Origin of the sequence: Providencia hangzhouensis (genome assembly GCF_029193595.2) — a bacterium.
In the GTDB taxonomy this organism is placed as follows: Bacteria; Pseudomonadota; Gammaproteobacteria; order Enterobacterales; family Enterobacteriaceae; genus Providencia; species Providencia hangzhouensis.
In genome coordinates, this window is the sequence record NZ_CP135052.1 from 1,201,298 (window position 1) to 1,225,204 (window position 23,907).

The following is a 23,907-nucleotide window of genomic DNA, read 5'->3' on the forward strand; positions in this document are numbered from 1 at the left end:
AAGTAAGTGTTGATAGGTGACTATCGGCACTTTGGTTTAATTAAACAATATTATTATTTGTATAAAGGAATGCCATTATGATGAAACAACAATGGAAGTGGCGGCAGTTAGTATCAATAACACTGTTTTTTTTCATCATATCTTTTTCTAGTTCAATTACGGCATTAACATCAAATAACTTACCTGATAAGAATGAAATAAAAAGTGCGCTCAACGCATTGAATAAAAAAAGTTCACTCAGTGAGGAAGATAAACTTGCTCTCGCTGATCTGGAAAAAACCTTAGATTTTTATAACGAGCTGGATAAACTCGAACAGCGAACGGCTGAACTGCAAAAAAAACTGAATAGCGCGAGTGAAGAATCGAAACAAGCAGCACAAGGTTTGTTGCAAATAAAAAATGAAAATGAGCAACGCACCGAAAATTTCCTACGAAAAATACAAGATAGTTCTCTTTCACAATTAGAAGCATTACAAGCCTCTTATTTAGAAAATCTGCAAACAGAACAAAATGACCTTGCAACCTATAGTAGTCAATTAATTGGCTTACAAACGCAGCCTGAAAGGGCGCAAGCGATGATGTTGGAAAATGCGAGGCGCTTACAAGAAATTCGCAATGAGCTAAATAGTTCATTGAATGAACCTGTGAATTTAAGACCTACTCAAATTACCATGCTGCAAGTTGAACAGTATTTATTGCAGCAACAAAATGAATATCAAAAACGTATTCTACAGGCTAACACTCAATTACAAGATGTGCTGCAAAAACAACGTGATTATACCGCAGCATATATTGAGCAATTGGAACACCATATTCAGCAAGTACAAAATGCGATTAGCCATCGCCGACTAAATGACTCCCAATCAACGGTACGCGAGGCGCTGAGTACTTCTGAAACCGATATTGAAGCGCAACAGAATCCCATTATTCAAAAAGAAATTGCGATTAATAATGCGCTCAGTGACCGTTTAATCGCAGTGACCGAAAATAGCAATAAACTGGTGCAAAATGGTATTCGAGTTAAAACATGGCTTGAAAGAGCGACGCAGTCCGAACGAAATTTAAAAGAGCAAATTAATGTATTACGCGGTAGTTTATTGCTCTCACGAATTTTATTTCAACAACAAATTGACTTGCCGCCAGACATTTTAACTAAAAATTTACCCACAACGATTGCTGATTTGCGGCTTGAGCAATTTGATATTAACCAACAGCGTGATGAGCTTTATCAACCTAATGATTATATTACTAAGTTGGAACAGCAATTTGAGGTAAAAACAGGGGATGAGCTGGCAAATAGCGCATTATTATCCGCTGAGGATAAATCTACGTTATTGAAACTATTGGAAGTACGTCGTGGGTTATTAGATGAACTCAACCAGCAGCTTGGCGGGCAAATTTCCCAAGCAATCAACTTGCAACTTGATCAAAACCAATTATTGAGTGTAGTGGGGTCTCTTGAAAATACCTTGGCGCAGCAAATATTTTGGGTGAATAGTAATAAACCGATGGATTTGGAATGGGTTAAAGGTTTTCCAGAAGCTGCGGCAGCACAGATTCATAATTTTGATTTTAGTTTATCGAATCGTAGTATTAAGCGTGGAGTGACGGCTTCATTATTGGTCGTTGTTCCACTGGTTTTAGTCGCATTGCTGTTTATTTGGTTTAATCGCAAAATTAGTAACCGACTGCAGGATATTGACCAACGGCTTTCCAGCTTACGTAATGACAGTGTATTAAGTACCCCGTTGGCACTGTTGTTAACATTAATGCAAACATTACCTATTTCACTGTTTTTACTGGCATTTGGCTATTGGTTTTTGAAAACAGGGAATGTACAAGGGCCATTCTTTTGGCAATTTTGCCAACAATTGGCGATATTTTGGGCATTATTTGAGCTGACTTTCCGAGTATTAAAACCACAAGGTATTGCACAAAAACACTTTGGTATCGAAAAAGAAAAAATATCCCAGACTCGACGCAGGATGATCAGGCTATCTATTCCTCTATTGCCACTCATTTTCTTTTCTACTTATGGTGTTAGCAACCCACTGAAAGTGTCTGAGGACGTGATTGGCCAGTTGATCGTGCTGGTTTCTCTTATTCTACTGTGCATCTTTACTATTCCATTTTGCAAACAAGTTTGGCAAGAGAAAGGGAGTCACTTAACGCGTAGTATCGTTGTGACATTGTTGACATTTTCGCCATTAATTTTAGTGGGCTTAATGATGGCGGGGTATTATTACACCACATTGCGCTTGGCAAACCGTTGGATAGACAGTTTATACCTATTACTCCTATGGTATATCACTTATAGCGCGTGTTTGAGAGGTTTAACACTGGTTGCTCGTAAATTAGCATATCAACGTGCTATAGAACGCCGTGCGATGTCGAAGCAAGAAGATGCAGAAAACGAGCCAATTAAAGAGCCACCAATGACTATTGAGCTGATTAGCCAGCAATCATTACGTCTCACAACAATGGTGTTGTTTATTATTTTCGCTTTGGCGTTTTATACGATTTGGTCTGATTTTATAACCATTTTCTCTTTCTTAGATAGCGTGAACTTATGGAGCTATACTGCCACATCGGCAGAAGGGGGAAATATCTTACAATTCGTGACGTTAGCGAATTTAATTTTAGCTCTTGTGATTATCATTGTGTCTTGGGTAATGACGCGAAACCTCCCTGGACTACTGGAAGTGTTGGTATTATCACGGTTAAAACTCCGTCAGGGCTCTACTTATGCGATCACGACAATATTAACTTATATTATTGTCGGGATTGGGGCGATCGCCTCATTAGGTATGATTGGCGTGACATGGAACAAATTGCAATGGTTGGCAGCAGCTTTAACCGTCGGGTTAGGGTTTGGTTTACAAGAAATTTTTGCTAACTTTGTTTCAGGGATCATTTTACTGTTTGAACGGCCGATCCGTATTGGCGACACCGTCACTATTGGGACCTATTCAGGAACAGTCAGTAAAATTCGCATTCGTGCGACAACCATCGTTGATTTTGATCGCAAAGAAGTGATCATTCCTAATAAGGCTTTTGTGACTGAACGGTTGATCAACTGGTCGCTATCGGACACCGTCACACGTATCACCATAGCGATCGGTGTGGCATATGGCTCTGATCTTGATAAAGTGAAACGCGTTTTATTGTCTGCGGCAACCAATAATAGCAAGGTAATGACTGAACCTGCTCCTAATGTCTATTTCACCAGTTTTGGTGCAAGCACGTTAGATCACGAATTACGTTTTTATGTACGGCAGATTGGTGACCGTGGCGTAACCAGCGATGAAGTGAACCGTGCGATAGACAAACTATGTCGAGAAAATGATATTGATATTGCATTCAATCAGTTAGAAGTGCATTTACACAATAGTAAAGGTGATGAAGTGCAAGAAGTGAAGCGAACACCTAAAGATAGTGATGATAAAACGCACTAAACTCATTAAGTTTCTTTGGTGCAGGCAGTTTTTGCTGCTTGCACTTGTTTTGCAATATAATCATTTTTCACGATTTCAAGTGCTTTGAGAACCACATCAGCTTCTATCTCAGACGTCTCTAATAAGTAGATTAAATCAACAGCAAGTTGGATTTCTTGTGGAGCATCCTTGAGTGAACTCATACTGATTCCTTCTAAGATTTAATCAAAATATTGATTTTCTTGATGTTCAATGGCTTTTTCAATACGCAAAAGTGCTTGGCGGCAACGGTACAAACGGCCTGCGAGTACAGCGAGTTCTTTTTGGCACTGGTGCTGCGAACGGTGGTCTGTTAGCTCACTTAAATGAAGTTCTTTTTCACTCACCATGGCCTGCAAGCGTCGTTCATAGTCTTGGTGTTGTGATAAACGTTCATATAAATCAACTTGTTCCTTTTTCTTAGTAAAATTTGATTCTTTTTCGCGTAAAGCTTGTGTAGAGATCTCTCGTGAAATTGCCTGCATTTGATGGACGATTTTTTCAGTAAGAAAATTAACTTGCTCAGTGTGGTTTAACGTTACGCTATGGCACAATTGCTGGTACAACGTCTGTAATTCATTTTGGCAATCCCCTAAACGGGTTGATTTGCGGCTAAACAATTGCATATCGAAACGTGAATGTGAAAACTCAAGGTCTTTTATGGGCTCCACTCGTGTTTTCAATTCATCAATTTGCTTTTTTAACGCATCCAAAAGAGCGGGAATTTTCATTTTTTGTTCTCATTAAATGTGAAAAATAGCGGAAAATTGATATTCAGCAACAAAACTGATGCCAAATTGACGGCTTCTTATTGCATTTTTATGGTACTTTACATAGATTCTACACTTTCGTGTTTACTACATGGCTTTTATTATGACCGCTAAAGAGCAACAACTGCAATTGATTAAAGAAAGTATCGCATCTATCCAAGATTATCCAATCGAAGGTGTGATCTTTCGTGACATTACGACTTTATTAAATAACCCTGCAGCATACCAAGCAACGATTGATATGTTAGTGGAACATTATCAAAATAAAGGCGTCACTAAAATTGTAGGAACTGAAGCGCGTGGTTTTCTATTCGGCGCTCCAGTTGCATTACGTTTAGGCGTAGGTTTTGTCCCTGTACGTAAAAAAGGGAAATTACCACGTGAAGTATTGAGTATGACTTACGACCTTGAATATGGCACGGATACACTTGAAATCCATAAAGATAGTATCAGCCCTGAAGATAATGTCTTAGTGGTTGATGACTTACTTGCCACAGGTGGTACAGTGGAAGCGACAGTTAAAATGATCAAACAACTAGGTGCTAATGTTGTTGATGCCGCATTTATCATCTGTTTACCTGACCTTGGCGGCGTTGAGCGCCTGCAAAAAGAAGGTGTTTCTTCTTATAGCCTTGTTGAATTCCCAGGCCACTAATCTTTATTTTCCCTCTATTTTTATCACAGTCTCGCTGTATAGGTTGAGGCTGTGGTAGCATGGTACTATGATTATATATATTCACGTACCATGTTAAATGACAGTGGAATCCATGAGCTATCAGGTACTTGCCCGTAAGTGGCGCCCCCAAAAATTTTCAGACGTTGTTGGCCAACAGCACGTTTTGACTGCACTCGCTAATGGGCTAACGCATCAGCGGCTTCATCACGCCTATCTTTTCTCCGGTACACGTGGTGTAGGAAAAACGACGATTGCTCGCCTATTTGCCAAAGGCCTTAATTGCGAAACAGGGATCACTGCATCACCTTGTGGTAAATGTGCCAACTGCCTTGAAATAGAACAAGGGCGATTTGTTGACTTAATTGAAATTGATGCGGCTTCCCGAACCAAAGTCGAAGATACTCGTGAATTATTAGACAACGTCCAATACGCGCCGGCACGTGGGCGCTTCAAAGTTTATTTAATTGACGAAGTACACATGTTGTCTCGTCATAGTTTCAATGCGTTATTAAAAACCCTTGAAGAACCGCCTGAACATGTGAAGTTTTTGTTGGCGACGACGGACCCGCAAAAACTCCCCGTGACCATTTTGTCTCGCTGTTTGCAATTCCACCTAAAAGCATTAGATGTCACGCAAATCAGTGAACAGCTTGAACTTATTCTGAATGCAGAAAATATTGAACATGACCAACGAGCTCGCCAGCTTATTGCAAGAGCGGCGGATGGCAGTTTACGTGATGCATTAAGCTTAACTGACCAAGCCATTGCGATGGGGCAAGGGAAAGTAACGGCTGATATAGTTAGCCAAATGCTAGGAACCCTTGATGATGAACAGCCATTAGCGATTATTGAAGCGTTAGTACGTGCCGATAGCATGGCGGTGATGGAACAGGTAGAGCAAGCTGCTAGTCGCGGTGCGGATTGGGAAAACTTGCTGGTGGAAGTTTTGTCGCAATTACACCGTATCGCGATGATCCAACTGCTTCCTGCTGAACAAGAAACAGACCCATCATCGACAGAAGGGCGGCTACGGCAGGTCGCAAGGGTAATTTCTCCTGCAGATCTCCAACTGTTTTACCAAACGTTATTAGTTGGAAGAAAAGAACTCCCTTATGCCCCTGAGCGGCGAATGGGGGTTGAAATGGCATTATTACGTGCATTAGCTTTTCATCCGAAAAATGTGATTGCTGAAATTGAAGCACCGCCAAAAGTTATTACACAGGCGGCTGTTCAATCGGCATCGCCTGCTGCACCAAATATGGTGCAAAGGGTGCCTCCTGTTCAAGCGCGAGCAGAAAATCTGCCAGACAATAGCCCAACGTTACAGTTATTGAAGGCTAGGCAGGCGCTACAATCTCCACAAAGTGAGGATCCTAGCCCAAAAAAGGCTAAACCGGTGATGCCTGAAAGGGCTAAGCCGGCGGCATCAGCACTGGAAAGGCTGGCCGCCGTGACCAGCAAACATCAACAAAATGTGGTAAATAAAGCGGCTCAGGCAGCAAAACCACAAAAACCAAAGCAGTACCAATGGAAGCCTCAAAATGAAGAGGCGATGGCACCAAAAGAGGCAATAACAACGCCAAGTGAAATCAAAGAGGCGTTGGAATATGAAAAAACGCCTGAATTAGCCGCTAAAATTATTGAGGAAGGGCGAATTCGTGATAGCTGGTCTGGGAAAATCGCAAAATTAAATATTCCCAAACTGGTTGAACAATTAGCTTTGAATTCATATATAGAAGAATTAAGTGAGTCGCAAATTGTTTTACATTTGCGCTCGGCTCAGAAGCACCTCGATAAACCATCGGCACATAAAGCATTGGAAGAAGCTCTGAGCGAACTATATGGTCGTACTGTTGAACTGAAAATCGTTCATGATGATAATAGCGAGGTGAAAACCCCGCTAGAATGGCGACAGGCGATTTATGAAGAAAAACTGGCACAAGCGCGCCAGTCTATTATTGCGGATAAAACGATTCAAAAACTGCGCTCAATGTTTGATGCGCAATTAGATGAAGAGAGTATTCGCCCCGTTTAACGCTACAGTCTCATTGTTAAGCTGTAGCCTCAGTTGTGAGAGATAACTATGTTTGGTAAAGGTGGATTGGGTAACCTGATGAAACAGGCCCAGCAAATGCAAGATAAAATGCAAAAAGTTCAGGAAGAAATCGCTCAACTAGAAGCTACAGGCGAATCTGGTGCTGGCTTAGTTAAAGTGACGATTAACGGCTCACACAACTGCCGCCGTGTTGAAATTGACCCTAGCTTACTCGAAGACGACAAAGAAATGTTAGAAGACTTGATTGCTGCGGCATTTAATGATGCTGCACGTCGTATCGAAGAAACGCAGAAAGAAAAAATGGCAAGTGTTTCCAGTGGTATGCAATTACCACCAGGCTTTAAGATGCCATTCTAATGCAAACAAGTCCGCTTCTTGAATCTTTGATGGAAGCTCTGCGCTGTCTCCCAGGGGTTGGCCCCAAGTCAGCGCAGCGAATGGCTTTTCATCTTTTACAGCGTGACCGCAGTGGGGGAATGCGTTTAGCGCAATCGCTCACTCGTGCCATGTCTGAAATAGGTCACTGCCGTGATTGCAGAACATTTACAGAACAAGAGGTCTGTAATATCTGCGATAACCCTCGCCGCCAACAAAATGGTTTGATTTGTATTGTTGAAAGCCCAGCAGATATCTATGCAATAGAACAAACCGGGCAATTTTCCGGGCGTTATTTTGTGCTGATGGGGCATTTGTCACCACTTGATGGTATTGGCCCAATGGATATCGGTCTTGATAGACTAGAAGAGCGTTTGGCATCAGAGACTATCAATGAAGTGATTTTAGCAACCAACCCAACGGTTGAAGGTGAAGCGACAGCAAACTATATTGGGCAAATGTGCGCGCAATATGGGGTGGCTGCGAGCCGAATTGCACACGGGGTGCCTGTAGGGGGGGAGTTGGAAATGGTTGATGGAACCACACTTTCTCACTCGTTGGCGGGGCGCCAACGGCTCTAAAGTCCTCGTCATTCTTTGCGCCGTAGCGTTGTTGTCTTCATGCATCAACCCTAGTCACATACTTGTGTATGCTCCCAGGGATTAATGCATTCGACGCCTAGCTACGGCACAAATTATTTAGAGGATGATGGTGAGGTGCTGTTTTTAAAATTTAAAGGCAAACCCCTCAAAGCAAAACCCTTAATTCAAAAATATCCTTCAAGCAAAAGCATCGTAGTCTTCGGTCATTTCCTTTCATTCATATTAATTTAGCTTCTAATTTGTGGTTAGTGGTTGAATTCTATTTTTTCGCCCCCAACTAATCTGCATCGATAAGTCAAACCTATCCAATTAGATTGATGAAATAGAGGCGATTAATGAGTATGAAAGGACAGGAAACTCGTGGTTTCCAATCAGAAGTTAAACAACTCCTCCAATTAATGATCCACTCTCTTTATTCAAATAAAGAGATTTTCTTACGTGAATTGATCTCCAACGCATCAGATGCGGCGGATAAACTGCGTTTTCGTGCATTATCTAAACCAGAACTGTATGAAAACGATGGTGACCTGCGCGTGCGTATTAGTGCCGATAAAGACAAAGGTACATTGACCATCAGTGATAACGGTATCGGTATGAGCCGCGAAGAGGTGATTGAAAACCTTGGAACTATCGCGAAGTCAGGCACAAAAGCATTCTTAGAGTCATTAGGTAGTGACCAAGTTAAAGATAGCCAAATGATTGGTCAATTTGGTGTGGGCTTCTATTCTGCATTTATTGTGGCTGATAAAGTGACTGTACGTAGCCGCGCAGCTGGTGCCCCTGCCGATGAAGGTGTGTTCTGGGAATCTGCTGGTGAAGGTGAATACACCATCGCTGATATTGAAAAAGCGGAGCGCGGCACCGAAATCACTTTGCATTTGCGCGATGATGAAAAGGAATATCTGGATAACTGGCGCTTACGTTCAGTGATTAGCAAATATTCTGACCATATTGCTTTACCAGTTGAAATCGAAGAAAAAAATGAAGAAGACGGTACGGTAACTTGGGAAAAAATTAACCAAGCGAAAGCATTGTGGACTCGTAGCAAATCTGAAATTTCAGACGAAGAATACGCTGAATTCTATAAACATATTTCCCATGACTACGCAGACCCACTAACATGGTCACATAACCGTGTAGAAGGTAAGCAAGAGTATACGAGCTTGCTGTATGTGCCGTCTAAAGCGCCATTTGACCTATGGAATCGTGACCAACAGCACGGCTTGAAACTCTATGTTCAACGCGTATTTATTATGGATGACGCAGAACAGTTTATGCCTAATTACCTGCGTTTTATTCGTGGGGTGTTGGATTCCAATGATTTACCACTGAACGTGTCTCGTGAAATACTGCAAGACAGCGCATTAACTCGTAGTTTACGCAGCGCATTAACGAAACGTGTTCTGCAAATGCTTGAGAAACTGGCTAAATCTGACACAGAAAAATACCAAACCTTCTGGCAACAATTTGGCTTGGTGATGAAAGAAGGCCCTGCGGAAGATATGGCAAATAGTGAAACTATTGCTAAACTTCTGCGTTTTGCAACAACTCATACCGATAGCAGCGTACAGAATGTTTCTTTAGAAGATTATGTAAGCCGCATGGTTGAAGGCCAAGATAAAATTTATTACATCACTGCAGATAGCTATGCGGCGGCGAAAGGCAGCCCACACCTTGAGCTATTCCGTAAAAAAGGTATTGAAGTCCTACTGTTATCTGACCGTATTGACGAATGGATGATGAACTATCTGTCTGAATTCGACGGTAAACAGTTCCAATCCGTGAGCAAAGCAGACGAGTCATTAGATAAGCTAGCGGATGAAAACAAAGCGGAACAAGAGGAAGCGGATAAACAATTAGAGCCATTTGTTGAACGCGTTAAATCATTCCTTGGTGAGCGTGTTAAAGAAGTTAAACTCACACATCGCTTAACGGATACGCCTGCCATTGTTACGACAGATGCGGATGAAATGAGTACACAAATGGCAAAACTGTTTGCAGCAGCAGGGCAAGCCGCGCCAGAAGTAAAATATAACTTCGAATTGAACCCAACACATCCATTGGTGAAAAAAGCCGCAGAAGTGTCAGATGAATCTGTGTTTGCTGATTGGGTAGATGTATTGTTGGATCAAGCATTATTAGCAGAACGTGGTACATTGGAAGATCCAAACCTATTTATTCGTAAAATCAATGAATTACTTCTAAAGTAATTTAATTTGATATTTTCGATATTGAGCATAAACCGCGCTTTTGCTTGTGCTTTAGCGTGGTTTTTTTCTTTTGCGAAAAAAGATAAATGCGAAATCGTTTACGTGTGTTCTTGAGTAAAGCCGTATGCTAATGGTATGGTAGCTTGTTTTCTTTTCAAATTATAAAAATCTAAATAGCAAGGGGTTTACGCAATGCGTATCATTCTGCTTGGCGCTCCAGGCGCTGGTAAGGGCACTCAAGCTCAATTTATTATGGAAAAGTTTGGGATCCCTCAAATTTCAACAGGTGACATGTTACGTGCAGCTGTTAAATCAGGGAGCGAACTCGGCTTACAAGCTAAAGAGCTGATGGATAACGGTAAATTAGTTACTGATGAATTAGTTATCGCATTAGTTAAAGAGCGCATCAAACAAGATGACTGCCGCAATGGCTTCTTGTTGGATGGGTTCCCTCGTACAATCCCACAAGCGGACGCGATGAAAGAAGCGGGTATCACGGTTGATAACGTACTGGAATTTGATGTACCAGACGATATCATTGTTGAGCGTATCATTGGTCGTCGTGTACATGCGCCATCAGGCCGTGTTTACCACATCAACTTCAACCCACCAAAGGTTGAAGGCAAAGACGATGTAACAGGTGAAGAATTAACCATCCGTAAAGATGACCAAGAAGACACCGTGCGTAAGCGTCTGGTTGAATATCATGCATTAACTGCACCTTTAATTGCGTATTACCAAAATGAAGCTAAACAAGGTAATACCAAGTACTTCAAATTAGACGGTACTCGTAAAGTGGCAGAAGTTAGTGAAGAACTAGCAAAAATCTTAGGTTAATATTTGTACTTACCATGCTTTGTGTTGCAGTAATCGTAACTGCAATTCGAATTATTTTAAGTATAAGGTATTATATGGAGGCAGCGATGATCGCTGCCTTTGTTTTTTATACCACTTGGTGACAAAAATCGTTAATTAACTGTGCTAAAGTTGGGAATAATTATCAATTAGGAGTTGTTTCATGTCAGAAAAAAAATACGGCATTTTGTTAGCTAACCTAGGAACCCCTGATGCCCCAACGACCTCAGCAGTGAAACGCTATTTAGCCGAATTTCTTAGCGATAAACGCGTTATAGATGTCCCCCGCTTGATTTGGAAGCCGATTTTACATGGGGCGATTTTACCTCTTCGTTCTTCTAAAGTGGCGAAGTTATACCAATCTATATGGTTAGACGGGGGATCGCCATTATTGGTTTACTCTTTACGTCAAAAACAAAAATTAGCTGAGCTATTGCCTAATATTGCCGTAGAGATAGGCATGAGCTATGGTTCGCCTTCAATCAAAAGTGCGGTGGATAGCTTGCTAGACCAAGGCGTGACCGATTTAGTGGTTCTTCCACTGTATCCACAGTATTCTTGCACAACAACGGCTGCGGTTTATGATGCATTAACCAGAGCGTTTGAAAGTAGACGTACCATTCCAAGCGTGCAATTCATTCGTAGTTATGCGACACACCCTGCTTATATTCAAGCTTTAGTGGCTTCGATAGAAGAAAGCTTTGCTCTGCATGGTGAACCCGATAGGCTTATATTGTCGTTCCACGGTATTCCACAGCGTTATTGTGATACAGGTGATATCTACCAGCAGGAATGTGAAAAAACGGCAGAGGCGCTCCGTGAAGCGTTAAATTACCCAAGTGATAAAGTCATGCTGACCTATCAGTCACGCTTTGGACGTGAGCCTTGGCTGATGCCATATATGGATAAAACCATGCATGAATTACCCTCCCAAGGCGTAAAGTCGGTTCAGGTCATTTGTCCTGGTTTTTCAGTTGATTGCTTAGAAACATTAGAAGAAATTAGCGAGCAAAATAAAGAGTTTTTTATGAGTAGTGGTGGTAACAAATATAATTATATACCGGCATTAAATGATAATCCGAATAGCATTCATATGATTAATTCAATAATTCAAGATGTTCTAAAGTAATCAATTCAGTAAATTAATGCAGAAAAGTTTGCTTATCGATATATCAATAAGCTGATTATAGACTATAATCACTTATCTGAAATTATAAATGATTGAATAAATGTTATGTCTTTTGGAATTAATATGAGCAATAAGCAGCAGCCACCACAAGGTAATATAGAGCAGAAGTCACCTTCTGCTCATCAATTTCAAATACAGCAAAACGATGAAATTGATTTAATGGCCTTGTTTTCCATTTTGTTAAAACATAAATTTTTGATTCTTATATTTACGGTTGTTTGTATCGTGGTGAGTGTTGGTGTTGTAAAACTATTACCTCAAAAATGGAGCAGTACTGCTATTGTCATTCCTCCTGCATCTGAAGAGCTCAAAGAAGTTAACGCATTTAAAGCTCAACTGGATGTATTAGATATTCCGATTGATTTAAGTGCTCAACGTATTTTTAATGCATTTGTTGACCAGTATCGTTCGAAAGTTAATCAAGAAAGTTATATAAGAAGTACTGATTATTACCATAATCTGGCAGAGAAAATTGACCCGAAAGATGATGTTATTGCTCAACAAAGGCTAGTAAATTCAATCATTTCTAATGATATTAAAATTCAAGATCTCTCAAAAGAGAAAAACAGTACTTCAAATGATATTGTTTTGAGCTTTACTGCACCTTTGCCAACGGAAGCCCAAGATTTACTTGAAGGTTATATTCGCTATAGCGCATCGAAAGTAAGGCAACAGTTAAAAGTTGAAATCGACAATATGATTTCAGAGAAACTTATTTATGCCAGTGAGTCACTAAAACGCGAAGTTAGCAAAATTCAAACTGAATACGATGTTAAGGTTGAAAGGCTTAAACGAGCCGTTGATATTGCAAAAGCAGCTGGAATTGAAAAGCCGATAGCCAGCGATTCTGTTGCTATCAATGATGACCCTGATTACCCTATTGCGTTAGGAACTGAAGCTTTAGAGAAAAAATTACTGATTGAAACCCAAAATCGTGATTTGGCATTGATGAGCGAAAATTTACAGAACCGTAAAATTTACCTTGATAATTTACAAGAAGTAACCGCTAAAGAATTAGATTTTACACCCGTTAAGTTTATTTTAACGCCAGACTTACCGTTGCATAAAGATTCACCAAAATCATCGTTAATTGTTGCATTAAGCGCAATACTCGGTTTAATTTTGAGCTGTGCATTTGTGTTAAGTCGGGAGCTTTATCGCGATTATAAATATCAAAATCAATAAAATAACTTCCAAATGACAAACAATGGGGCCAGTGCCTTCTTTGCAGGTGCTGGCTTTATTTTATCGTGCTAGAATAGGGTGATGTTCCATTGTTAATCTTCTAATTATGAAATTCCCCGGTCAACGCAAGTCAAAACACTATTTTCCTGTTAGTCTCAGAGATCCTTTATTACAGCCTTTAAAAGAAACATTGGCGGATGATGAGAATTGTAAGTCCTATATTGTTGGTATCGACCAAACATTAGTCGATATTGAAGCGAAAGTGGATGACGACTTCATTCAGCGCTATCAATTGAGTAAGGGGCATTCGCTGGTTATTGAAGACGATGTCGCCGAAGCTTTGTATAAAGAACTTACAGATAATGCCTTGATTACTCATGAGTTTGCAGGTGGAACGATTGGCAATACGCTGCACAACTATTCGGTTTTAGCCGATGACAGGTCAGTTTTATTGGGCACAATGTGCAATAGCATCCAAATTGGTAGCTATGCGTATCGCTATTTGTGTCACACCTCAAGTCGCATGGATTTGAATTTTCTACAAGGTGTGGATGGCCCTATCGGGCGCTGCTTTACCTTGATCACTGAAAATGGCGAGCGAACGTTTGCTATCAGCCCTGGCCATATGAATCGCTTGCACCCAAATAGCATTCCCGAGGACATTATTGCTGGGGCTTCTGCGTTGGTATTAACGGCTTATTTAGTCCGCTGTAAACCCGGAGAAACCATGCCTGATGCGACTATGCAGGCTATTGCATATGCGAAAAAGCACAATGTCCCCGTCGTGTTAACGCTCGGAACTAAATTTGTTATTGCTCAAGACCCTCAGTTTTGGCGTGATTTTTTAGCGGAGCATATTTCAGTAGTTGCAATGAATGAAGACGAAGCGCAGGAACTGACAGGGCTGAGTGACCCATTACTTGCCTCTAATATGGCATTAGACTGGGTAGATTTAGTTTTATGTACGGCGGGCCCATCAGGCCTGTATATGGCAGGCTACACCGAAGACGCCTATAAACGTACGACGCAACATCCACTATTACCGGGGGCAATTGCAGAATTTAACTTGTACGAGTTTAGCCGAGCAATGCGCCAGCAAGATTGCCAAGTTCCATTACGAATTTTCTCTCATATCGAGCCTTATATGGGGGGACCTGAGAAAATAATGAACACAAATGGGGCGGGAGACGGGGCTTTATCGGCATTACTTCACGATATTACCGCCAATTCTTACCACCGTTCTAATGTGCCTAATTCCAGTAAACATGAGCGCCAATACTTAACGTATTCTTCTTTAGCTCAAGTATGTAAATATGCTAATCGTGTAAGTTATCAAGTATTAACTCAGCATTCGCCTCGTTTGACTCGTGGCTTACCTGAAAAAGAAGATAGCTTAGAAGAGTCTTATTGGGAACGTTAAAGAGAAATGATTCTCATTTTAATTAATGATATCGATTTTAAGGCACTTCAATATAATTGTTATTGAGGTGCCTTTCTTTTTGAACAATTATTTTGATGAGTTGTTGTCACTAAATTTTATTAATTAAGGTAATTATTTACCTTCAAATTATGTATCTATAAATAATGTAATGATTAATGATGACTAATATAGATAACCATATAGTGAGTACAATATTAATAATTGATGAGAGTTTGAGTTAATTTCAGACTAATAAATAAAAGCCGTATGCTACTTTATGAGTATTCATATTTGGCATACAGCTAATTATCTTTAAATATATAAGTATGGTTAATGCTAATTAATGTTGTTTAGCAACAGCGAGTTCACTTTCTTCTTTAACTATTTCGGCTGCTTTTGCATCTTCAGCTTCATAACGCATTGCCTGCGGTACTGAGATTTTAATCGCAATAAATACCGCTAAGAAGCCGCCTACCAACTTACCAAGTAAAATAGGTAAAACGAGAGTGGGTTGGAAGTTAGCGGTGAAAGCAAGATGGTCACCGATGGTTGCCTGTGCACAAACACCGAATGCGACACATAATACTTTATCCCTCGCACGCATTTCTTTGAATAAGTGATAAGTAGCAATAATGTTTGCCATAACCATAATAAATCCTAAAGAACCCGTATCGCTCAGCTTTAAACGGTTACTTAATGCACGTACTAAAGGCTTACAGTAGCGTTGGAACAGATAGCAAATTGGGAATGTCCCCGCTAACATAATACCGATATAGCCTGCAATTTCGATGGCGCGGAATAGCTCATTTTGGTCAGCAAATAGCGGGTCGAAGCCCCATGCGCCGAAAACTTTAGTGAATACACCAGTAAAGTGTTCAACAATGGAAAACGCTAAGACTAATTTGACGAATGCATCCATGATTTTACCGAAAATCAGGAAGCCGGTTACCATTAACATTGGGCGATATTTTAGCCCAGCAGCCAATAAGAAACAGAATACAAACAGCGGCATCAAGTATTGCAACATGGTAAAGAAATCTAAGGTTAATTGATGTGCTGCCGGTGAGTTCGTGGAAATAATATCCCTGACAGGAATATTATTGAATGTAATCAACAGAAGCGAAGCGAGTACGCCAAATGGTATTGAGATCAACCCAGCCATTGCACCAAGCGCAAGATACTTATGATCTTTGCGATTTAACATTGTTAACCCTACAGGGATCAGGTAAACAATGGTGGCACCCGAGGTATAACCGATCAGCATTGCCGTGATCCACATATCTCGATTAGTTGTCAAAGCATCAGCTAGCTGGTAACCGCCCATATCAACCGCAATAATTGATAAAGCTGCAATGGAGACGTCTGATCCGACTGAAGAAAAGACGGGACCAAGGATGTAAGAGATTAACTGTGAGAGCAGCGGCACTGCGGCCATGATCCCCGCTTGAGCAAGAAATACAGGGCCGATAGAAAAGATCCCGTTAACAAACTCTTTCCCAAGTTCACTGGTTGGTTTCACTATGGATGCGACTGCGCCAATGATGGCTCCGCACATGATCAAATAAATAATATAATTTCCGAATTCAGCCATGGTAGGGTTTCCTTTTATTATTTTAGTGTCTTAATTGGCGAGAACGGGCAATGATGTCGCGATATTGTTCCATCACACCTTGCATATTCGTTCCATCAGGATGTGTCACAGTAGCGTTGCGTCTTACCGCCATTTCGTGAGTGATCCCTATGCCTTTGCGAGCCAATAAGGCAGCGCCTAGTGCGGTTACTTCACGGTTTGCTGGTGCTTCAATGTCTTTTTGTAATAAATTAGCTAAAAATTGCTTAAAATATTGATTTGAAGAAAGCCCTCCATCGACTGAGATTGATTGGCCTAGCGGTGAAATTTTTTCCATTGCAAAAATAACTTCAGCGGAGCGTGCTGCTATACCTTCCAAGACAGACTGCATCATGTCTTTTTTGTCAGTATCTAATGAAAGCCCAGCCCAGAGACCTGCGGCACTGCGATCCCAGTATGGGCACCCTAAACCAGATAACGCTGGGACAAAGGCAAGACCACGTTTAATGGCGGATTCAGCCCTGAAATCACCCAGTTCATCGAATGAGTCAAACAAACCGATTTTGCGAGCCCAATTAATGGCAGATGCTGCGTTGTATACGCCACCATCTAAGCCAAAGACAGGGGGTTGGTTGGGAAACTTCCAACAGAGTGTCGGTAATAAACCACTGTTATGAGTTTGTGGAATATCGGTGCCAGTAAGTGCTTGCAAGAACGCGCCTGTGCCGAAGGTGATTTTGGCATCACCTTTTTCACGACAACCATGGCCGAATGTGCCGGCAAATTGGTCAACAATAATGGCGGTGACTGGGGTGAGGTGCCCATCAAGATTTATTGCGCCAAAGTCACCAATATTGTCTTTAATAGGCGGCAAGCAATGGATGGGAACACCAAAAATGTCACATAGCTCTTGGTCCCACTCCAAGGTATGAATATTGAGTAATGAAGTTCGAGACGCTGAGTTGTAGTCGGTGACAAATACGCCACATAAGCGGTCGAGGAAGAATGCATCCATCGTACCAATGCGTAATTTATTTTTATCCGCTAATGTTTTCGCACCGACAACATTTTCAATAATCCAACCCATTTTGCTGGCGGAAAAATAAGGGTCTAGCGGTAAGCCTGACTTAGACTGTACCAGCGGCTCTAACCCTGCTTCCTTGAGCATTGAGATAGTTTTTTCTGTCCGTAAGTCTTGCCAAACAATAGCATTGTATAAAGGGCGCTTGCTGTCCGCATCCCACGCCACAATACTTTCGCCTTGGTGGCAAAGCCCAATAGCATCAACCACTTCACAGCTATGTAAGCATTTAATGATATTGGCCAGTATTTCCTCTGGGTCATGTTCAACCCAACCACTATTCAATGTGATTTGTTTATGAGGAATGCTCATAGGGGAGTGATAATGGCCGCCTTCTTCAAAGACAACGACCCGGGTTCCCGTTGTTCCCTGATCGATAGCCGCATAACGTTGATTGAGCATCACAGTATTCCCAGTGTTATAAATGTTGTAAATAGGTCTGTTTTTTTGCTTACTATCGTTTAATCGGAAATAAAATCCACAAAAAACTCACAGTAAGTTTCACTAATGTGACAAAAATCACAATAAAGTAACAATGTGAGTAATTTTTTGGTTGTTGTTGTGCTTTGTGTTGTTTTAATTATTGTGATTGTGGGAATTATGTGGTTTTATGTGTGCAAGTTTTAAGTTAAGGATCTCAGCCATGGATATTAATAATAAAAAAATTTGGGATGTCATTGTCATCGGCGGTGGTGTCATTGGCTGTGCTGTGACACGTAAATTCACACTGATGGGTGCCAATACGTTGTTACTTGAACGTGGAGGTGACATCCTTTCGGGAGCAAGTAAGGCAAATAGTGCACTATTACACACAGGTTTTGACGCCACACCAGGGAGTCTAGAACTTGAGTGCATGCAAGAGGGGTATCGTGAATTCATTGAAATCAGAGAAAAAATGAATTTACCTCTTCTTGAAACAGGGGCATTAGTGGTTGCATGGAATGATGAGCAGCTCAGTAAATTGCCCGCGATAGTAGAGCAAGCACACACTAACAATGTATTAGATGTGGCAATTATTGATAAAGAAGAACTCTATCGCAGAGAACCTCATCTAGCACCGGGAGCACTCGCGGCTGTTTCTGTGCCAGGTGAAGCGGTTATTGACCCATGGAGTACACCACTTTCGTATTTAACCCAAGCGATGAAACATGGGGCTGAATACCGTTTTCATTGTGAGGTAAGCGGTGGAGCACTCAATGATGGAATATGGCGATTAACCACATCAAAAGGTGAGTTTTCTGCCCGTTTAGTCATTAATTGTGCGGGAATTAATGGCGACATTGTTGAATCAATTTGCCACCCATCACCGTTCCAAATAAAGCCACGTAAAGGGCAGTTTCTCGTCTATGATAAAGCCGCAGCAGCGGATATCAATGCAATTATCCTACCTGTTCCGACCGCTATCACAAAAGGCGTACTGTTATCAAAAACTATCTTCGGCAACCTTTTGCTTGGCCCAACAGCGGAAGAACAAGATGACCGTTGGAAAGCTGAGGTAAAACAAGAAGTCCTTGAAGACTTAATTGCCCAAGGTTCACGTATGTTACCTTCATTGCATAATTACAGTGTGACCGCAACCTATGCGGGGTTACGTCCTGCTACAGAAGAAAAATATTACCGCATTAATGATTACCCTGAAAAGCAGTGGATATGTGCGGGGGGAATTCGTTCAACAGGCCTAACTTCAGCTTTAGGGGTGGCTAGTTATCTTGGTAAATTGTATCAAGAAAACTTCACACCACTTTTTGAATTATCACCGCCAGAAGCGCTAATTTGGCCAACCATGCCAATGATTTCTGAATATCACCAACGGGATTACCAATGCAAAAGCAATGGCGGTATTGTTTGCCATTGTGAATTAGTAACTCAGCGGGAGATTGAAGCCGCATTTGATTCGGATATTCCTCCTGAGTGTTTAGGTGCTTTACGCCGCAGAACACGAGTGATGATGGGGCGCTGTAATGGGTTTTATTGTAGTAGTCAGGTGGCTGAAATTATTAATGGTCGCTTCGACCACACACTGGCAGTGGAGGCCGTAAAATGAGTTTAAATTATGATGTGATTATCATTGGCTCTGGCCCTACTGGTGTTGCGGCAGCGCAGGCGTTACGCCGTCGTGGTGTTCAAAATATCGCTATTATTGAACGTGAAGCACAGGCGGGAGGCGTTCCGCGTCACTGCCAGCACCCTACATTTGGCATATTAGCCTTTAAACGGCCGATGAAAGGCAATCAATTTGCAGAAAAAATTGTCAATCAACTGGGAAACACGCCAATTTTCACCCGTAGTACCGTGACTGCGTTACAACCTAATGGAAAATTAACCGTTTCAACGCCAGAAGGCCTTGTTGAAATGCAAGCTAAACGAGTATTGATAGCGACGGGGGTAAGAGAGACACCTCGACACCCGCGCTTAGTTTCAGGTTTGCGCCCTCAAGGGGTATTAACAGCCGGGGCATTACAGCAATTTGTTTATTTAAACGGTAAGAAGCCTTGCCGTAATCCAGTGATTGTAGGCAGTGAATTAGTGAGTTTTTCTGCGCTATGGACACTAAAAAACGCCGGTGTTAAAGCCCAAGCGATGATTGAAAGTGGCGAGCGGATTTTAGCGTTTAAACCCGCGACTTTATTTGCCAAAGTGATGGGAACCCCCATTCATCTAAACAGTAAAATTACTGAAATTGGTGGCTTAGATCGTGTGGAATATGTGGTTGTTGAAACTAACGGTAAAAGCCACAAAATTATGTGTGATTCGGTCATTTTTACGGGGCAATTTGTCGGTGAAAATACGTTAATCCGTAAAAGCCATTTGGAGTTTGATGCGGCGACAGGAAAACCGGTAACAGACCAATATGGGCGTTGTTCAGATGCCAGTTACTATGCTGCTGGTAATATGTTGCATCCAGCCGATATGGGCGACCAATGCTATCAAGAAGGATTGGTGACAGGAGAGCGGATTGCTGACGATTTATTAGCGAATCATCATCAGCAGCAATTAAAAGTGGCCCAATGTATTCCTGTGCAGTATGACCCGAAAATTTGTTTTAGTGTTCCAGCATGTATAGATATTGATGATTTATCGGTGCGACAGATTGATTTTAATATCAAAGTTACACAACCAGTAAGCGGAACCATCCGTGTTATGGCAGGGAATACTCTGTTATATGAAAAACGGCATCGCTGCTTACCAACCCGACGTATTTTACTGAAAAACATTGATTTAACAAAAATACAACGGGGAGCTACTGAAATTAGCATCACTGTTGTATAGTGCTGGAAAGTTAAATGGTTAAGAAGGATTAAACTATGTGTGAGGGACGTTCCTCAAAAGTACGTCATCAAACCATCATTGAGTTACTTTCTACTCAAGGGCAGGTTTACGTACAGGAGCTTGCTAAACATTTTAATGTCGCGCAAGAAACTATCCGTCGTGACCTTAGTAAACTTGAAACACAAAAGTTACTAAAAAAAGTCCATGGTGGAGCCGTAAACATTCAGTCAAAATTTGAACGTAATTTTACGGAAAGAGCCCAAGCCGCGGTTGATGAGAAAAAAGCGATTGCAGCGAAAGCCGCGGAACTGATTAAACCCGGAGACACATTGTTTATCGATTTTGGCACAACGACCTTTGAATTTAGCCAAAGAATCAAATTGATTGATAATTTAACGGTTATTACGAATTCGCCTTTATTGGCAAATACGTTACAAGAAAACGTAACTATCGAAACAATTTTGATTGGTGGGCAATTTAACGCCGCACAAAACGCATGTTTAGGCGCCATTGCGCTAAAAAATATTGCTGAGTTTTTTGCAGATTACGCAGTGATTGGGGCAGGGGCGATACATGCATTGCATGGTGTGATGGATCAGCACGTCGATGAAGCTGCAATCGCGCAAAAGATGATGGAAAACAGCGATAAATTAATGGTGTTAGCGGATGGAACAAAGGCTAATAAGCATGCGATTAATTTTGTGACGAGTTGGGACAATATTGATTATTTGGTGACAACCAGCAAAGAATTTAAATTACCTGAGAATAAAAAACATCCTAAAACGAAAATTATTGTTGCGGATGTTGAATAAGCTTTAATTTTCATCATTCAATTATAAACACACCCTATGAAATATATTTAATTATTTTTCATAGGGTTACTTTACCCAAAATTTGATTAACGCCAATACTAGGAATGATTATGAGCCTCTATTTTATTGCTTGCCCTTATTCAGACCCCGATAGCAGTGTCGTAGAAATGCGCTTTGCTGAATGTACTAAATTTGCGGCAGAACTTGCGCTTAAAGGTATCGCTACTTATAGCCAAATCACGATGACCCATCCAATTAACCAATACTTGGCCTCACAGGGGCAAAAAGTCGCATGGTCTTCTATTGATATGGAATTTCTAAAGCGCTGTGATGGTTTAATTGTGCTGACATTGCCAGGCTGGGAAAAGAGCGGTGGTGTTGCAGCGGAAATTCAGTTTTTTAAAGACCAAGGGTTGCCGGTTTGGACAGGGGATGAGTTCAAAGTACAAATGGCAGAATAACGCTTATTTATAGTTATCTTGATGATCCATGACGTTTTATCGTCATGGATTTTTTGTGCACAAAAAAGCCGTAACCCAAAGGCTACGGCTTTAAAGATAGGGCGGTGTTTAGTGGCTAGGTTTTAGATATTCATCTAAGTTTTTGCCTTCAACTTTTTTATTGTCATTATCAATAAAATCATCGATTGAACAACCGAACTCTTCAACATCATTGCACATGAGAGTCGCCATGGATTTAGCAATCTCATGTTCACCAATAATGATATGGTCTGCTCCACGCTCTTTGATAAAGCTGACTTCATCATCATAATGGGCACGAACAATCACAGTGACATCTGGGTTCATTTCTTTTGCGGTTGCGACAATTTCACCGGCTTCATAACCATTAGGGATTGTTAAAAGCAATGTTTTGGCACATTCAATACGCGCAAGGCTAATGATATCTTTATTTGCACCATTGCCTAAAATTGCACTAAAGCCATTTTCAGCAAGTTCTTCAAACCGAGCGCGGGTATCTTCAACAACAACAACCGGAATTTCCCTTCTACGCAGTTTGTCTGCAAGCATACCACCTACTCGACCATAACCGACGATGATTGCGTGGCCGCAGATATCGACAGGAACTTGGGTTTCTTCTTCCAGAGTCTCTTCCAGCAGTTGTTCTTCGATTGTCTCGGTTTTCTCAAGGTACTTATCTAATAAGCTAAATAACACAGGATTTAGCATAATCGAGACAATTGCGCCTGCTAATACTAAGTTTTGTGCATCTTTATCCATGACGCCTAGGGTTAAACCCATACCGGCTAAGATAAAGGCAAACTCACCAATTTGTGCAAGACTAACAGAAATGGTTAATGCAGTTCGTCGTGAATGACCAAACATCCTAACAAGTACTAAGGCGGCTGCGGATTTACCAATAATGATAATGGCAAGAACGGCTAAAATCCCTAGCGGTTGCTCAATTAATACCACTGGGTCGAATAGCATCCCAACTGAGACAAAGAACAGGACGGCAAAGGCATCGCGTAATGGCAGCGTGTCTTGTGCAGCACGGTGGCTGAGCTCAGACTCATTTAATACCATCCCTGCGAAGAACGCACCGAGGGCAAATGAGGCATCGAAAATAGCCACAGCGGCATAGGCAATACCCAATGCAAGTGCTAGTACGGCAAGAGTAAACAGTTCACGAGAACCTGTTGATGCGGTACGTGATAAAATCCATGGGATAACTTTACGCCCCACGACAATCATAATAAATATGAATAGAACAACTTTACCTATTGTCCATGCAAGGCCTAACGTGAGTTCACTGAAGCTAGCGTCATCGGTGTTCATGATAGCCGCAGCAGCAGGCAGAAGAACAAGTGTTAAGACCATGGCGAGGTCTTCAACAATCAGCCAGCCTATAGCAATTTGCCCACGCTGACTTTCAATCAGTTGGCGTTCTTCTAAAGCACGTAGTAATACGACGGTACTGGCGGTTGATAAACACAGGCCGAATACAACACCTGTAAATATTCCCCAGCCAAATAACATGGACAGGCCAAGACCCAGTAAGGTTGCTACTGCGATTTGTGCAATGGCTCCAGGAATGGCGATAGCTTTAACAGCAAGTAAATCTTTTAATGAAAAATGTAGGCCTACCCCAAACATCAGTAAGATAACACCGATTTCAGCAAGTTCAGGCGCCAGTGCTGCATCAGCAACAAAGCCGGGGGTAAATGGGCCTGCGAGAACACCGGCCGCAAGATAGCCAACTAAAGGGGAAATTTTTAATCGCTGCGCGATCATACCTAACAAATATGCAAGGGCGAGACCACCAACAATGGTTGTGATTAAGGGCGTTGAATGCTCCATTTAGTCTCCTCTGGTGAATATAAAAATAGAAAGGTGGGTACATGC

Annotated in this window: 19 protein-coding genes; 14 read left to right on the forward strand and 5 right to left on the reverse strand. The window is 41.4% G+C overall.

Annotation, left to right across the window (positions count from 1 at the left end; genetic code table 11):
• Nucleotides 1-77 precede the first annotated feature (77 nt).
• Nucleotides 78-3,455 carry a mechanosensitive channel MscK gene (gene mscK / locus PZ638_RS05180; protein WP_206277545.1) on the forward strand — a complete coding sequence of 1,126 codons (3,378 nt, stop codon included), beginning with the start codon at nt 78-80 and terminating at the stop codon, nt 3,453-3,455.
• A gap of 5 nt (nt 3,456-3,460) precedes the next feature.
• On the opposite strand, the gene PZ638_RS05185 is transcribed toward mscK, so the two are convergent.
• A complete protein-coding gene (locus PZ638_RS05185) occupies nt 3,461-3,637 on the reverse strand; it encodes a DUF2496 domain-containing protein (protein WP_004260415.1) in 177 nt (58 codons plus the stop codon).
• 18 nt (nt 3,638-3,655) lie between these two features.
• Nucleotides 3,656-4,204, reverse strand: a complete 549-nt coding sequence (gene priC, locus PZ638_RS05190; protein ID WP_004260412.1) for a primosomal replication protein PriC — start codon at nt 4,202-4,204, stop codon at nt 3,656-3,658.
• A gap of 142 nt (nt 4,205-4,346) precedes the next feature.
• Here priC and apt point away from each other — a divergent pair, with 142 nt between their 5' ends.
• From apt to PZ638_RS05235, 9 genes are all read left to right on the forward strand, one after another.
• The gene (apt, locus tag PZ638_RS05195) at nt 4,347-4,898 is read left to right on the forward strand and encodes an adenine phosphoribosyltransferase (RefSeq protein ID WP_036958374.1); all 552 of its coding nucleotides are present in this window, start codon (nt 4,347-4,349) and stop codon (nt 4,896-4,898) included.
• Between the two features lie 112 nt (nt 4,899-5,010).
• A complete protein-coding gene (dnaX, locus tag PZ638_RS05200; RefSeq protein WP_096863266.1) occupies nt 5,011-6,954 on the forward strand; it encodes a DNA polymerase III subunit gamma/tau in 1,944 nt (647 codons plus the stop codon).
• Nucleotides 6,955-7,002: 48 nt separating this feature from the next.
• A complete protein-coding gene (locus PZ638_RS05205; protein WP_004260403.1) occupies nt 7,003-7,332 on the forward strand; it encodes a YbaB/EbfC family nucleoid-associated protein in 330 nt (109 codons plus the stop codon).
• Nucleotides 7,332-7,931, forward strand: coding sequence for a recombination mediator RecR (recR, locus tag PZ638_RS05210; RefSeq protein WP_004260396.1), 600 nt, complete (start codon nt 7,332-7,334; stop codon nt 7,929-7,931). The genes PZ638_RS05205 and recR overlap by 1 nt, the downstream gene beginning before the upstream one ends.
• Before the next feature lie 362 nt (nt 7,932-8,293).
• Nucleotides 8,294-10,162, forward strand: a complete 1,869-nt coding sequence (htpG, locus tag PZ638_RS05215) for a molecular chaperone HtpG (protein WP_164561310.1) — start codon at nt 8,294-8,296, stop codon at nt 10,160-10,162.
• Nucleotides 10,163-10,354: 192 nt separating this feature from the next.
• Complete coding sequence (gene adk, locus PZ638_RS05220; RefSeq protein ID WP_004260386.1) at nt 10,355-10,999, forward strand: adenylate kinase; 645 nt, start codon at nt 10,355-10,357, stop codon at nt 10,997-10,999.
• A gap of 181 nt (nt 11,000-11,180) precedes the next feature.
• Nucleotides 11,181-12,146, forward strand: a complete 966-nt coding sequence (gene hemH / locus PZ638_RS05225; RefSeq protein ID WP_094960967.1) for a ferrochelatase — start codon at nt 11,181-11,183, stop codon at nt 12,144-12,146.
• A gap of 123 nt (nt 12,147-12,269) precedes the next feature.
• Nucleotides 12,270-13,391: an LPS O-antigen length regulator Wzz(fepE) gene (wzz(fepE), locus tag PZ638_RS05230; RefSeq protein ID WP_112307160.1), complete on the forward strand. Its 1,122-nt coding sequence runs from the start codon at nt 12,270-12,272 to the stop codon at nt 13,389-13,391.
• Between the two features lie 106 nt (nt 13,392-13,497).
• Nucleotides 13,498-14,811, forward strand: a complete 1,314-nt coding sequence (locus PZ638_RS05235; protein ID WP_036958371.1) for an inosine/guanosine kinase — start codon at nt 13,498-13,500, stop codon at nt 14,809-14,811.
• 340 nt (nt 14,812-15,151) lie between these two features.
• Here PZ638_RS05235 and eutH read toward each other — a convergent pair whose 3' ends face one another.
• Together eutH and PZ638_RS05245 are read right to left on the reverse strand one after the other, a co-directional pair.
• Nucleotides 15,152-16,402, reverse strand: coding sequence for an ethanolamine utilization protein EutH (eutH, locus tag PZ638_RS05240; protein WP_004260372.1), 1,251 nt, complete (start codon nt 16,400-16,402; stop codon nt 15,152-15,154).
• Between the two features lie 22 nt (nt 16,403-16,424).
• Nucleotides 16,425-17,864 (reverse strand): FGGY family carbohydrate kinase, encoded by a 1,440-nt coding sequence (locus tag PZ638_RS05245; protein ID WP_004260369.1) that lies wholly within the window; start codon nt 17,862-17,864, stop codon nt 16,425-16,427.
• Between the two features lie 241 nt (nt 17,865-18,105).
• On the opposite strand from PZ638_RS05245, the gene PZ638_RS05250 reads away from it, so the two are divergent.
• From PZ638_RS05250 to PZ638_RS05265, 4 genes are all read left to right on the forward strand, one after another.
• Complete coding sequence (locus tag PZ638_RS05250; protein WP_272673997.1) at nt 18,106-19,506, forward strand: NAD(P)/FAD-dependent oxidoreductase; 1,401 nt, start codon at nt 18,106-18,108, stop codon at nt 19,504-19,506.
• Nucleotides 19,503-20,732 carry an NAD(P)/FAD-dependent oxidoreductase gene (locus tag PZ638_RS05255; protein ID WP_153673148.1) on the forward strand — a complete coding sequence of 410 codons (1,230 nt, stop codon included), beginning with the start codon at nt 19,503-19,505 and terminating at the stop codon, nt 20,730-20,732. Before PZ638_RS05250 ends, PZ638_RS05255 begins: the two co-directional genes overlap by 4 nt.
• A gap of 35 nt (nt 20,733-20,767) precedes the next feature.
• Nucleotides 20,768-21,544: a DeoR/GlpR family DNA-binding transcription regulator gene (locus PZ638_RS05260; protein WP_004260363.1), complete on the forward strand. Its 777-nt coding sequence runs from the start codon at nt 20,768-20,770 to the stop codon at nt 21,542-21,544.
• A 110-nt stretch (nt 21,545-21,654) separates the two neighbouring features.
• Nucleotides 21,655-22,005 carry a DUF1937 family protein gene (locus tag PZ638_RS05265; protein ID WP_036958284.1) on the forward strand — a complete coding sequence of 117 codons (351 nt, stop codon included), beginning with the start codon at nt 21,655-21,657 and terminating at the stop codon, nt 22,003-22,005.
• Nucleotides 22,006-22,113: 108 nt separating this feature from the next.
• Here the strand turns inward: PZ638_RS05265 and ybaL are convergent, their stop codons facing one another.
• On the reverse strand, nt 22,114-23,862 hold the full coding sequence (gene ybaL / locus PZ638_RS05270; RefSeq protein ID WP_094960970.1) for a YbaL family putative K(+) efflux transporter: 1,749 nt from the start codon (nt 23,860-23,862) through the stop codon (nt 22,114-22,116).
• Between the last annotated feature and the right edge of the window lie 45 nt (nt 23,863-23,907).